We start from the raw sequence: 13,420 nt of genomic DNA, 5'->3' as shown, positions 1-13,420 counted from the left end.
ATCAAGATGAGCGATCGCGATCAGAACGATCAGGATCGAAAGCGTATGACTGGACGGTGGCGCGTTGCGGCGCTGCTCGGCCTTCATCGCCCTGCGCTGGTCGCGGCTGCCGTTGGCCTGCTGTTCTCGCTTGCGGGCGCCGCTGCGGTGGCGCGCTGGGAAGACCGCGTCAATAAGATCGAGTTCGAGAACGCGGCCGAGACGCAGGCCATCGTCATGCAGAACGGCATGAACGAATATATCAGCCGGCTCGTGGCGCTGCGCACCCTGTTCGAATCCTCCAACGAGGGCGTCACCCGCAGCGAGTTCGAGACGTTCAGCGGCAAGCTGTTCGAACGTTATCCCGGCCTGCTGCGGATCGGCTGGCTGCCGCGGATCACCCGCAAGGAGCGCGCCGAATACGAGGCGGCCGCGATTGCCGACGGCGTATCCGGCTATCACATCAAGGCGCTCCAAGGTGGCGACTTCGCCACTGCGCCGCAGGCCGAGGAATACTTTCCGATCTTCTACTCGACGCAGGCCAAGACATCGCGTGTCTACGGCATGGACTATATGAGCGTGCCTGACCGCAAGGTCGCGCTCGAGCGCGCCCGGGACAATGACAACATTGCCGCGATCCGCACCGAGCTCTATGCCCGGAACGGCGCCGGCCAATTGCCGAACGTACTCGTGATCGTGCCCGTCTACGCCAAGGGGACCTCGCGCGACGCCGTCGCCGACCGCCGCCGCAATATCTCGGGCTTCGTTGTCGGCATCTTCGACCTGCCCCTGCTGATGCAGGCCATCCGTGTCAGGACCGGCGCGAGCCCGGCGGTCAGCATCAACGTCTATCAACCCTACAGCGCCCGGATCATCAGCCTGGAGGGCATGCTGCCCGACTACGCTTCCGCAGCGGACGCACCGCAGTCGATGCGCGATGTCGCGCGCGGCCGGCACTGGTCGGGCGGCCTCAAGATCGGCGACGCCGATTGGCAAGTACGGGCAATTCCGACGGCCGGCGGCCCGCTGGAGACGAGCTATGACCGCGCCGGCGCCGTGCTGATGGTCGGCATGCTGCTGACGTTGTCGCTGTCGACCTATCTGATGCTCGCCAGCCGCAATTCGCGGCGACTGTCGCTGGCCAACCGGCGCGTGCTGGAGCTGGCGCAGACCGACGTGCTGACTGGATTGCCGAACCGCGCCTTCTTCCTGACCCGGCTCGACGAGCTCAACGGCCAGCTGGAGCACGGCGGCTGGTCCTTCTCGATCCTGATGCTCGATCTCGACCGCTTCAAGAACGTCAACGATTCCCTCGGTCATGGTGCTGGTGATGCGCTGCTGCGCCTGGTGGCGCAACGGCTGAAATCTGCGGTGCGCGCCACCGACGTGCTGGCGCGGCTCGGCGGCGACGAATTCGCCATCATCCAGGAGGGCTGCGAGGATCAGCGCGCCGCTTCGACCGAACTCGCGGCGCGGATCGCCAAGCTGGTCGCCGAGCCATTCCTGCTGCCCGGACATCGCGTCGAGATCGGCACCAGCATCGGCATTGCCGTCGCGCCGGATCACGGCAGCGACCAGGAGCAACTGCTGAAGAAGGCCGACCTTGCGCTCTATCGCTCGAAATCGGCCGGCCGCAACTGCTTCACCATCTATGACGAGGCGATGTCGGCCGAGCTCGAGGCGCGCAACACGCTGGAGGGGGACCTGCGCGACGCCATCGCGCTCTGCCAGCTCGAGGTGCACTATCAGCCGTTCATGGATGCCAGCACCGGCGCGCGACGGGGCTTCGAGGCACTGGTGCGCTGGCGGCATCCGACCCGCGGGCTGATCCCGCCCGATCAGTTCATAGCGCTCGCGGAGGAGACCGGGCTGATCGTGCCGCTCGGCGAATTCGTGCTGCGTCGCGCTTGCGCGGATGCGGCCGGCTGGCCGTCCGACCTGATGGTCGCGGTGAACCTGTCGCCGATCCAGTTCAAGGAAGCGGATCTGTTCGACGTCATCACCATGGCACTGCGGGATTCCGGCCTGTCACCGGAGCGCCTCGAGATCGAGATCACCGAATCCGTTCTGCTGGAGCGCGGCGCCGAGAACCACGCCTTTATGGAGCGGCTGAAGAGCATCGGCGTCGAGCTCGCGCTCGACGATTTCGGCACCGGCTATTCCTCGCTGAGCTATCTCACCGCATTTCCGTTCGACAAGATCAAGATCGACAAATCGTTCATCCGCAATCTCACGTACCAGCCGCGCAGTTCCGCGATCATCTCCTCGATCGTGACACTGGCGCGCGGGCTCGACATGTCGGTCACCGCCGAAGGCGTCGAGACCCCAGAGGAGTTCGAGCGTCTGAAGGTGCTCGGAGTCAACTTCGCGCAAGGCTATCTGTTCGGGCGTCCGCTGCCGATCGACCAGATTGAGCTTGATGGGTCCTCCGAAGGCTCGCGGCGCGACGCGGCCTGAGCGCGCCACGCATCCGGCATTCGCGAAAATCGCTTGACCCCGCCGTCCCCAGATGGTCCGAAGGATCGTCTAGGGGTGAAACAAAGAAAAATGCGGCTTCCGTTCTTCTACGGCTGGGTCGTGGTTGCTGTGACATTCGTCACCATGGCGATCGGCGTCAACGCGCGCACCTCCTTCTCGCTGTTTTTTCCGCCGATCATTGCCGAGTTCGGCTGGGAGCGCGGCGTGACTGCGGGCGCGTTCTCCTTCGGTTTCGTTGCCTCTGCCGTGGCCAGCCCGCTGATCGGACGGCTGATGGACCGCGCCGGCCCGCGCGCGGTGATGGAGCTCGGGGTGCTGCTGATGGGCGGCGGGCTGCTGCTCGCACCGCTGACCAGCCAGCCCTGGCATCTCTATCTGACGATCGGCGTCATGGTCGGAGCCGGTTCCGTGTGTCTCGGTTATTCCGGCCAGTCGCTGTTCCTGCCGAACTGGTTCATCCGCAAGCGCGGCTTTGCCATCGGCATTGCGTTCGCCGGCGTCGGCATCGGCTCGATCACGCTGCTGCCGTGGGTGCAGCATTTGATCGAGCAGACCGGTTGGCGCACCGCTTGCACCGCGATGGGCCTGATGATCCTGGTCGTGCTGGCGCCGATCAATCTGCTGCTGCACAAGCGCCCCGAAGACATCGGCCTGCAACCCGACGGCGACGCCGCGCCGGTCACAGGCGCCGCAAAGCCGGTCTCCAACATCGTCGATCCCGACTGGGCCGCCACCGACTGGACGCTGAAGCGGGCGGTTGCGACCGCGCGCTTCTGGTGGATCGCGCTCGGTTATTTCTGCGGCCTGTACATCTGGTACGCGGTGCAGGTGCACCAGACCAAATTCTTGCTCGACATCGGCTTCAGCCCGAGCGTTGCGGTCTGGGCGCTCGGTGCCGTCAGCCTGCTTGGTATCCCCGGCCAGATCTTCCTCGGCCACACCTCCGACCGGATCGGACGGGAATGGGTCTGGGCCATCAGTTGCGCCGGGTTTGCGATCTGCTTCGCGGCGCTGATCGCGCTGAAATACCAGCCCTCGGTCTGGCTGGTCTGGCTGATGGTGTTCACGCAAGGCGCGCTCGGCTACGGGCTCACCTCGATCATGGGCGCAGTGGTGTTCGAGATTTTTCAGGGCCGCCAACAGGGCAGCATCTTCGGCATGATCATGCTCGCGGCATTGGCGGGCGGGGCGGCCGGGCCATGGGTGACAGGCCTGCTCTACGACCGCACTGGGAATTATACGCTCGCCTTTGCCATCGCCATCCTCGTAAGCCTCCTGTCGGCGCTGTCGGTCTGGCGGGCCTCGCCGGGCAAGGTGCGGGCCGTGGCCGGCCGGCTTCACTCGCTCCGGGCGGGAACTGGCGCGGAATAGGTTCCACTCGCACTGGATTACCTCTGCATCTTTCGCGGACTGTTAAGCATGTCGCGGCTTGGCCGAACGCGGGTCGGTTGCAAAAAGGTCTTGGACACCATCGACGCGTTAACCTGGAGCCGATTGCCGTATCTTGCTGATGCTGCCGGGTTCAACGATGTCTGCCTCCGACTGCTCCGTGACCGAAATGCCCGACGTGCTGCGCGCCGTGCTCGAATGCGCCGACGACGGCATCGTCATCGTCGACGATGCGCATCGCATCACCTATTTCAACGCCGGCGCTGAGCGGATCTGGAAGCTCGCTCGTGCCGAGGTGCTCGGCGGCGATGCCGCCATTCTCATCCTCAAATGTCTTCACGCCGATCCGGTCGTGGACTTTCGCGACGAGATCAGCCTGGTGCGGCGCGACGGCAGCCGGATCAAGGCCACGATCGCGTTGTCCTCAACGACCATAAACGGCGCCACCCATTACATCGTGTTCGCGCGCGACGTCACCGCCGACGCCGAGCGTCGCGTCAGGATCGGGCTGCTCAACGCAGTCTCGGACCAGACCAATCGCGCGGTGATCGTCACCGACGTCGAGCAGAACATCCTCTACGTCAATTCCTCTTTCACGACGCTGTTCGGCTACACCAGCGAGGAGGCCGAGGGCCGCCGCGCAGGTGAGCTGATCGCCGGATGCCACACCAACCGCACAGCCATTGCCAAGCTCGTCAAGCGGCTCCTCGACGGCGGCCGGCGCGGCGAGGTCGAGACACTGGTCTATAACAAGGATGGCGAGGAGATCTGGATTTCCGCCCGGATCGACGCCTTCCGCGACAACAAAGGCCGCGCCAAGCACATCTTCGCACTGGTCGAAGACATCACCGAGAGCCGGCAGTTGCGCTCGCTGCAGCAGCTCATCATGAGCGCGCTCGCCGACGAGGTGCCGATCACCGAGATTGCCGACCGGCTCTGCCGCCGCGTCGAGGAGATCGCGCCCGACGTCGTCTGCTCGCTGCTGCATGTCGATGCCGCAGGCCTGATTCATCCGCTCGGCGGTCCGAGCTTGCCCGCGGACTATTCCCGCGCGCTGGACGGCATCGCGATCGGCCCCAATGTCGGCTCCTGCGGCACCGCCGCCTTCTATGGCGAACCGGTGTTGGCTGAAGATCTCGACACCGATCCGCGCTGGCAACCTTACAAGACCATGCCGCTGGCGACCGGCTTGCGTGCGTGCTGGTCGACCCCGGTCAAGGCCAAGGACGGCCGGGTTATTGCCACCTTCGCATTCTACTATCGCGAGCCTCGCGCGCCGAGCAATTGGCACCGGCGCATTGTCGATGCCTGCGTCGACCTCGGCGCCTTCGCCATCGAACGCAAGGAAGCGCGCGCCGAGATCGCGCGGCTTGCCTATCACGATATTCTCACCGGCCTGCCCAACCGCGCGCAATTGCGACACCTGATCACGACCGCGATCAACGCCTGTCCGACCGGCAGCCATGTCGCGCTGGCCTTCCTCGACGTCGATCACTTCAAGGACGTCAACGACACGCTCGGCCATGCCGCCGGCGACGAGCTTCTGATCCAGCTCGCGCAGCGCCTGCGCGAGCAGATCGGGCCTGAAGACATGCTGGGCCGGCTCGGCGGCGACGAGTTCGTCATCCTGCTGCCGCATCGCAATGCCGAGGGTGCCGAGCAGATCGCTGCTCGCATCACGGAAGCGCTGACCGCGCCGTTGCGGCTCGGATCGAAGCTGATGCCGATGTCGGCCAGCATCGGCATCAGCCTCTATCCCGACCACGCCACCGATATCGACACGCTGATGCAGCAGGCCGATGCCGCCATGTATATGGCCAAGCAGGCGGGCCGTTCGACTCATCGCATGTTCAACGCCGAAATGAACGGCCTGACCGAACAGCGGCTGGCGATGATCGCAGCGCTCCGCCGCGCCATTGCCGAGGGCGCGCTCAGCCTCAGCTACCAGCCGCAGATTCGCAGCTGCGACGGCGCCATCCACGGTGTCGAAGCGCTGGCGCGCTGGCACGACGCCGTGCTCGGCGATGTCTCGCCGGCCAAATTCATCCCGCTCGCCGAAGAATGCGGCCTGATCGAGCAGATCGGCCTGTGGTCGGTGCGCGAGGCCTGCCGGCAGATGGCGGCCTGGCGTCGCGCCGGGCTCAACATTCCCAGCGTCTCGGTGAATTTGTCGCCGATCAATTTCCGCCACGTCGCGCTGGCCGCACGGCTCGAGGACGTCCTCGCCGAATACGATCTGCCGCCGGATGCGTTGATGCTGGAGATCACCGAAGGGACCTTCATGCAGGACGGCGCCGCCGCGCTGGAGACGATGCACGCGATTCGCGCGCTCGGCATCGGCCTGTCCGTGGATGATTTCGGCACCGGCTATTCGAGCCTCAGCCGGCTCGCCCATCTGCCGATCCGCGAGATCAAGATCGATCGCAGTTTCATGCGCGACATCGAGCGTGACGCGGGCGCACTGGCGATCGCCACCGCCGTGGTGCGCGTCGGCCAAGGCCTCGGCATGACCGTCGTCGCCGAAGGCGTCGAGACCGAAGGCCAGCGCAAGATGCTGGCCGAGCTCGGCTGCGACGTCGTGCAAGGCTTCTTCTACGCCCCTGCGCTCGCGCCTGTTGCCTTCGAGCGCTGGCTGATCGAGCACTGTGCCGAGCAGGCACGGGCGATGCTGGGCCGGCTGGATGTCAAGCCTGCGGATGTGGTTGCGGTGAAGCGGTCGGCGTAGCGCGCGTTCCAATATGACACCGGCGACCTCGAGGTCGCCGGTGTGTTCGTTGAGGTCTCTGCGCCCGGCACAGGGCAATTTGCGCTTCAAGCGGCGCGGATGAGGCCGAGCTGCTGCAAGGCCGTAACCCCGTCGTCAAGACCGATTTCCTCGAGGATCTTTCCGTCCTTGAGTTTCAACACGGTCGTGCCGGTGAACCTCATTGTGCGGCCGGTGTTGGCCGGCAGCGATCCTGCCAGGAAGTCGCCGAACGCCGGCCCGGTATGCGTGCCTCCGCCTTCCCATCGGCCGACGACATAGTCGCCTTCGGCGATGAGATCGGCAGCGCCCCAGAAATTGAGATCGGGGAACGCTTTCCGAAAGTCCGTCATGAACGCCTTGATGTCGTCGCGGCCACGCCGCGGCTCGTGCAGGGAATATTGCAGCAGCATGTCTGGTGCGGCGAGTTCATCGACAATTCCGAGGTCGCAGGTCTTGCCCCAGAAATTCGTGAACCACTGGCCAACGATGGCCTTGTTGTCGTCTTCAATCGACACGGTCACTTCTCCTGTTGTGCGCTTTGGTGCCCACCATGAGAAGCTATGACGATGTCGGCGCCGCCGGCCCACCCGATTCCCGATGTCGTGGCCGCCTTGCTGCGTCCGTCATTCCATATGAAGCTCGTTCAGCGAATTCTCCGACATCCCCGCCGCAGAATAGAGCTCGCCGTCCTTCATGAAGAAGACGGTGTTCTTCGGTACTTTCGCCGCGTACTTCATGATCGCGCTGCGACGGTCGCCTCCGAATTCCCGGACGCTCATTTGCCCCGGCCCGCGATACATGTAGGCCGTGTCGGATTTGAAATCCCAGCACGCTTCCGAGAACGCCTGGCTAGAGATGATCGCGAACGCAGCCGTTGCGATGGTCGTCTTTGACAGGAAGGCCATTGGAAGTTCCTTTCGGTGCCGGTGTGACGCGCGACCGCCGGCAGCGCCCGCCGCTACGAATGCGTTCGAAAAACTATCCCGCGCGGCAGAGCGCGGCTCTTTCGAAGACGCATCCTCGTTTGCGAGAACACACGATATCGCGCGTCGCTGGCGCGCCCTAGTCCGACGCCAATCCCGTCCTGCGTCGCAAATCGCTTATCGCGCGCAGAAAGCTGTCGGCCGGCGTGGTCTCGGGATCGATCAGCCGGTGCAGGCGAAAGCCATCTTCCAGCGCCAGCACGACCGAGGCCATCCAGGGCGGGTTCAACGTCTCGCCTTTGGCGCTGTCCTTCAAGGTCGCCTCGACGATATCGGCGATCAGCTTGCGCCGCGCGCGCAGGCGTTTTGCAAGTTCCGGGCGACGCTTCTCGGCGCGCGCGACGAACAGGATCATCTCGATATGCAGCAGCGGCGAGCGGGCGAGGGGGTCCTGCCGGGCGCGGTCCATCGTCTTCAGCGCCGCGATGAAGTCGTCGAGGTTTTTGTGTTGCGCCAGGATCTCCATGTTGCGCCGGATCGATTGCTCGACATGGTCCTCGAGCATGGCGAAGATGAGCTCGTCCTTGCTGTTGAAGTTCGAATAGAACGCGCCGCGGGTGAAGCCTGCCTCGGCCGCGATCGCCTCTATGCTGGCGCCGCCGATGCCGTCCTGCTCGAACACGCGTGCGGCCGCCTCGAACAGCGCCTCGCGCGTGTCGTCCCTGGTCGGCCTGGTCCTCAGCCTTGACATCGCAGCAGTTTAGGGCAGAATGCAACTCGATACAACAATGTATCGAGTTGATAATTCATCAGGGATGGTTACGCCGGCTCCGGGGCTGCAACCGGCGTATCGTGTCATGCGGCAACCGATGTGAGGTCACCATGAACGAGCAAGTGCAGAGCGTCGCCAGCGATCCCCTGTTCAATCCGCTGGCGCCGGACTTCATTCGCAATCCCTATCCGCATTACGACCGGCTGCGCACGATCGACCCGATCCACGTCACGCCGTTCGGCCAGTTCGTGGCCAGCCGCCATGCCGATGTCAGCCTGGTGATGCGTGACAAGCGTTTCGGCAAGGATTTCGTGGAGCGCACGACGCGCCGCTATGGCCCCGACATCATGAAGGAGCCGGTGTTCCGCAGCATGGCGCACTGGATGCTGCAGGCCGATCCGCCCGATCACACCCGCCTGCGCGGCCTCGTCGTGAAGGCCTTCACCGCCCGCCGCGTCGAGGACATGCGGCCGCGTATCCAGGAGATCGTCGACCAGACCATCAATGCCGTGATCGACCGCGGTCATATGGACCTGATCGAGGATTTCGCCTTCCGCCTGCCTGTCACCATCATCTGCGAGATGCTCGGCATCCCTGAGGATCATCGCGAGGTCTTCTACAAGAGCTCGCGCGACGGCGGGCGGCTGCTCGACCCGGTGCCGATGACATCGGAGGAGATCGCGAAGGGTAACGCCGCCACCACGATGGCGCAGATGTATTTCCAGCAGCTGTTCGAGCTGCGCCGCAAGACTCCCGGGGACGATCTCATCACCCAGCTGGTGCAGGCCGAGGAGGACGGCAACAAGCTCACCAATGAGGAGCTGACGGCGAACATCATCCTGCTGTTCGGTGCCGGCCACGAGACGACGGTCAATCTGATCGGCAACGGCCTGCTCGCGCTGCATCGCAATCCGGACCAGCTCGCGCTCCTGAAGGCGCGGCCGGACCTGATCACCAACGCGATCGAGGAATTCCTGCGTTACGATTCCTCGGTGCAGATGACCGGCCGCGTCGCGCTGGAGGAGATCGACGATCTCGGCGGCAAGAAAATCCCCAAGGGCGAGACCGTGCTCTGCCTGCTCGGCTCGGCCAATCACGACCCGGCGGTTTACCCTGATCACCCCGAGAGGCTCGATATCACCAGGCCGAACGTCCGGCCGCTGTCGTTCGGCGGCGGCATCCATTTCTGCCTGGGGGCCCAATTGGCGCGCATCGAGGCCGAGATCGCCATCGCCACGCTGCTGCGGCGCCTGCCGGATTTGCGCATCGACGACGTCGAGAACCCGGAATGGCGTCCGACCTTCGTGCTGCGGGGCCTGAAGCAGCTTCCGGCGAGCTGGTGAGGCCTGTTAGTAAGGCTTGGGGCATTAACCGCCGCGCGCAACAGTCGCTGTGACTTCGCCACACTTCCCCCTATATAAGGGGCTGTTCCGGCGCGCCTGAAGCTTGGTTTGTCAGCTTGGGTTTGACCCGGGTGCCGGCTTGGCCGAGGGGAGACCCGTGCAGACGACGCTGCTCGGATTGGCGATTGCCTTCATCGTAGCGCTGCTGGCCGCGCTGATCGGGCCATATTTCGTCGACTGGAACCAGTTCCGGCCCCAGTTCGAGGCAGAGGCGACCCGAATCATCGGCGTCCCGGTGCGCGTGGCCGGCGAGCTCGATGCGCGGCTGTTGCCGGCGCCGAAATTGCGGCTGCGTTCGGTCACCTTCGGCGGCAACAACGATCTCGGACGCCTGCGCGCCGACAAGCTCGACGTCGAGTTCAGTCTGAGCTCGCTGATGCGCGGCGAATGGCGCGCCACCGAGCTCTCGGTCGGTGGCATGGCGGTGGACCTCGGCCTCGACGCCAAGGGCAAGGTCGATCTGCCCTCCACCGCGACCGGCACCTTCAATCTCGCCTCACTCGCCATCGAGCGGCTCAACCTCACCGGCCGCATCGCCCTCCACGATGCCGCCAGCCGCTCGACGCTCGAGCTCAACGACATCGTCTTCTCCGGCGACGTCCGCTCGCTCGCAGGCTCGGTGCGGGGCGACGGCAATTTCAACGCCAATGGCGTGCGCTATCGGTTCCGCGTCTCCTCCGGTCCCAGCCCCGACGGCAGCGCCACCCGCGTGCACCTCAATATCGATCCCGGCGAGCGCGCCATTCTGGCCGATCTCGAAGGCGTGCTTGCCTTCGACAACCGCCTGCCGAAATTCGATGGCGCGCTGACGCTGGCCGTGCCGCCACCGAAGAAGGCAGGCGAGGCGGGGCCGACGCCCTGGAAGCTCGCCGCAAAAGTCAAGGCCGATCCGGCCGGTGCCAAGTTCGACCAGATCGACGCGAGCTTCGGCCCCGAAGACAGCCCGCTGAAGGTCGGCGGCGTCGGCGACCTCAGGTTCGGCGCCTCGCCGCTGTTGCGTGCGGTGCTGTCGGCGCGGCAGGTCGATGCCGACAAGCTCGCCGGTCGCGCCGATGCCGAGCCGCTGCGCATCCTTCCGGCCCTGCGCGCCGGCCTTGCCGCGATCCCGCAGGCGCCGATCCCGGCGCAGATCGAGTTCAACTCCGACCAGATCATGCTGGGCGGCCGTCCGCTCCAGAACATCACGACCGAGCTTCAGACCGATGGCCGGTCCTGGACCTTTCAGCGGCTCGACCTGCGCGCACCTGGCATGACGCAGGTTTCGCTCAACGGCGCCGCGCCCGGCGCCGACAGTTTTAGCGGCCGCCTCGGCGTCGAATCCTCCGATCCCGATACGCTCATGGCCTGGCTCCAGGGCCGCAGCGAAATTATCAGGCGCAGCACGCGGCCGCTCCGCCTCAACGGCAATTTGACGATCGCCGCCAACCATCTGGCCATCGACGGGCTGAAGGCCGATATCGAAGGTGGCACCGTCGAGGGACGGATCGCCTTCGTGCAAACGGGCGCCAACAAGGGCTCGCGGATCGATGCGGAGCTGAAGGCGGATCGTCTCGATCTCGATGCCGCCGCGAGCTTTGTCCGCGCGCTCGCAGGTCCGCAAGGCGAATGGCCGGAGGAGGCGAAACTCTCGCTCGAGATCGGCCGCGCGATCTCGTCGGGGCAGGAGTTGCGGCCGTTCGCGGCCAGGCTGGGCTACGGCCCGACGGCGCTGTCGCTTGAGCAATTGCGGTTCGGCCAGGCCAGCGGCGTGACCACGGAGGCATCGGGCAGTTTTGACCGCACCAGGGCCACCGGCAAGCTCGCACTGAAATCCTCGGCCAATTCGCTGCGCGATCTCACGGCGCTGCTGGAGCCGATCGCGCCTGCGGTCCGCGCGCGCTTCGATGCCATCCCGGCCTTGCCGGGCGCGACGCGCCTGACGCTCAATCTCAGCCTCGACAAGAACGCCGAACATGCCGACCGCAGCGATGCGCGCGTCGCGCTCGACCTCGATGCACCGCAGCTCAAGGCCACCGCGACGTTCGCCGCGCAGCCCCAGGTCGCTGATGTCAACGGCATCGACATCGACAAATTGCGCAGTAGCGACTTCACGCTGGAGACGAAAGTCTCGACGCCGCAGGCGACCGCCCTGACGGCGCTGCTCGGCCTCGATCGCATGGTCGCCGCAGGCGAGGGCGCCTCGCAGATCGAGGGCAGGCTCAGCGGCGCCTGGCGCAAGCCGATGCAGCTGAACGCAAAGCTCGGTGGCGGCGGCCTGGACGCGGATGCGCAAGGCAGCGTCGACTTGTCGGCGGCAGAACCGAAAGCAAACGTGAATCTGCGTGTACGCAACGCCAATCTGGCGCCGCTGTTTGGGACCGCTCCGGCCGACAAATCGGCTCAGACCGTAAGCCTGTCCTCCCGCCTCACGCTGTCAGGCAATCGCCTGACCTTCGACGATCTCGACGGCACCGCATCCGGTTCGCGCCTGCGCGGCCATCTCGCCGTGACGTTCGACCAGGAGAAAAGCGTCGACGGCGAAGTCGGGCTCGATACGCTCGACCTGATGCCGGCGCTCGCGCTTGCCGTGGGCGCTGCCGGGCGCGGCAGCGGCGAGCCGTTGAGTGCGGGCCTTGTCAGCGGCTGGCGCGGCCGCATCGCATTCCAGGCGTTGCGCGGCAACCTGCCCGGTGGAATCGAGATCCGTCCGTTCAGCGGCACGCTCAGGAGCGACGGTCAGTCGCTCGCCTTCGATACGCTCAAGGGCGGCCTTGGCGGCGGCGAGATGACCGCAAGCCTCGACGCGCGCAACGGCCCCAACGGTCTGGCGCTGAACGCGCATCTCGATCTCACCAATGTCGATGCGGCCTCGCTGCGTTACCGCGATCTTGCGCTGCCCAAGGGCCGCGCCTCGGCCCAGATGACGCTGACGAGCCAGGGCCGCAGCGTCTCGGCGCTGACAGGCGCGCTCGCCGGCAACGGCACGGTGACGCTCGATGCGGCCGAGATCAGCGGCCTCAATCCGCGCGCCTTCGAGATTGCCATCCGCGCCAGCGACGGCGGCCAGGTCTCCGACGACGCCAGGCTGCGTCAGCTGGTCGAGCCCGCATTGTCTGCGGCCCCTATCGCGGTCGCCTCGGCGCAGATCCCGTTCACGATCCGCGACGGTCGCCTGCGCGTCGGCGCAACGCCGCTGGAAGCGAAGAACGCCCATGCCATTGTCTCCGGCGGTTACGACATCCCCGCCGACCAGGCCGATATCCGCGCCAGCCTGACGCCGATCATGACCGGCCTCTCAGGCGCGCCGCCGGAGATCCAGCTGTTTGCGGCAGGTCCCCCCGACAAGCTCAGCCGCACCGTCGATCTCACGCCGCTGTCGTCGTGGCTTGCGGTGCGCACGATCGACCGCGAGACGCGCCGGCTCGACGCCATCGAGCGCGGTGAGCCGCCGCCGGCGACCGCCGCGCTGCCGACGCTGGTCTCGCCCGAGCCCGTACCCGAGCCGTCGCTGACCGACGTGCCGATGCCCGGCCGCGATCCGCGCCGCGCGCCGCCGAAGGCGAAGGTCGAGCCCAAGGTCGCACCGACGCCGAAGCCTCCGCTTGCCGCGCCCGCCGCGCCAAGCCCGCCGTTGGCGAGCCAGCAGGTCGCCCCCTTGCCGCCGCCGATCGACGTGCGGCCCGCCCCGGGCCCGCCGCCCGCAAAGCCCCGGCCGAAGCCGCCGCTGATCCTGACGCCACAGAATCCGTAA

Annotated in this window: 8 protein-coding genes; 5 read left to right on the top strand and 3 right to left on the bottom strand. The window is 65.9% G+C overall.

The window, feature by feature from the left end; genetic code table 11:
* Positions 1 to 6: 6 nt before the first annotated feature.
* The 3 genes from XI06_RS30075 (at position 7) to XI06_RS30065 (ending at position 6,571) form a co-directional block, all read left to right on the top strand.
* Complete coding sequence (locus XI06_RS30075) at positions 7 to 2,436, top strand: bifunctional diguanylate cyclase/phosphodiesterase (protein ID WP_271607105.1); 2,430 nt, start codon at positions 7 to 9, stop codon at positions 2,434 to 2,436.
* 90 nt (positions 2,437 to 2,526) lie between these two features.
* Complete coding sequence (locus XI06_RS30070) at positions 2,527 to 3,828, top strand: MFS transporter (RefSeq protein WP_237890728.1); 1,302 nt, start codon at positions 2,527 to 2,529, stop codon at positions 3,826 to 3,828.
* A gap of 157 nt (positions 3,829 to 3,985) precedes the next feature.
* Positions 3,986 to 6,571 carry an EAL domain-containing protein gene (locus XI06_RS30065; protein ID WP_237890575.1) on the top strand — a complete coding sequence of 862 codons (2,586 nt, stop codon included), beginning with the start codon at positions 3,986 to 3,988 and terminating at the stop codon, positions 6,569 to 6,571.
* A gap of 86 nt (positions 6,572 to 6,657) precedes the next feature.
* Here the strand turns inward: XI06_RS30065 and XI06_RS30060 are convergent, their stop codons facing one another.
* The 3 genes from XI06_RS30060 to XI06_RS30050 form a co-directional block, all read right to left on the bottom strand.
* Positions 6,658 to 7,107, bottom strand: a complete 450-nt coding sequence (locus XI06_RS30060) for an ester cyclase (RefSeq protein ID WP_237890577.1) — start codon at positions 7,105 to 7,107, stop codon at positions 6,658 to 6,660.
* A gap of 108 nt (positions 7,108 to 7,215) precedes the next feature.
* Complete coding sequence (locus XI06_RS30055) at positions 7,216 to 7,497, bottom strand: hypothetical protein (protein ID WP_237866140.1); 282 nt, start codon at positions 7,495 to 7,497, stop codon at positions 7,216 to 7,218.
* A gap of 157 nt (positions 7,498 to 7,654) precedes the next feature.
* Positions 7,655 to 8,266, bottom strand: coding sequence for a TetR/AcrR family transcriptional regulator (locus XI06_RS30050; protein ID WP_237866139.1), 612 nt, complete (start codon positions 8,264 to 8,266; stop codon positions 7,655 to 7,657).
* 131 nt (positions 8,267 to 8,397) lie between these two features.
* On the opposite strand from XI06_RS30050, the gene XI06_RS30045 reads away from it, so the two are divergent.
* Together XI06_RS30045 and XI06_RS30040 are read left to right on the top strand one after the other, a co-directional pair.
* Positions 8,398 to 9,630, top strand: a complete 1,233-nt coding sequence (locus tag XI06_RS30045; RefSeq protein ID WP_271607104.1) for a cytochrome P450 — start codon at positions 8,398 to 8,400, stop codon at positions 9,628 to 9,630.
* A 157-nt stretch (positions 9,631 to 9,787) separates the two neighbouring features.
* Positions 9,788 to 13,420 (top strand): AsmA family protein, encoded by a 3,633-nt coding sequence (locus XI06_RS30040; RefSeq protein WP_271607103.1) that lies wholly within the window; start codon positions 9,788 to 9,790, stop codon positions 13,418 to 13,420.

Source organism: Bradyrhizobium sp. CCBAU 11434 (assembly GCF_028128895.1).
GTDB classification, from domain to species: Bacteria; Pseudomonadota; Alphaproteobacteria; order Rhizobiales; family Xanthobacteraceae; genus Bradyrhizobium; species Bradyrhizobium zhengyangense.
Note: the sequence above shows the minus strand (reverse complement) of the source record. Positions and strands in the feature narration are given on the sequence as shown.

Excerpts from the sequence above, each read along its gene's own strand:
- XI06_RS30050 (WP_237866139.1), bottom strand. The coding sequence starts at position 8,266 with ATGTCAAGGCTGAGGACCAGGCCGACCAGGGACGACACGCGCGAGGCG.
- XI06_RS30055 (WP_237866140.1), bottom strand. The coding sequence starts at position 7,497 with ATGGCCTTCCTGTCAAAGACGACCATCGCAACGGCTGCGTTCGCGATC.
- XI06_RS30045 (WP_271607104.1), top strand. The coding sequence starts at position 8,398 with ATGAACGAGCAAGTGCAGAGCGTCGCCAGCGATCCCCTGTTCAATCCG.
- XI06_RS30075 (WP_271607105.1), top strand. The coding sequence starts at position 7 with ATGAGCGATCGCGATCAGAACGATCAGGATCGAAAGCGTATGACTGGA.
- XI06_RS30065 (WP_237890575.1), top strand. The coding sequence starts at position 3,986 with ATGTCTGCCTCCGACTGCTCCGTGACCGAAATGCCCGACGTGCTGCGC.
- XI06_RS30070 (WP_237890728.1), top strand. The coding sequence starts at position 2,527 with ATGCGGCTTCCGTTCTTCTACGGCTGGGTCGTGGTTGCTGTGACATTC.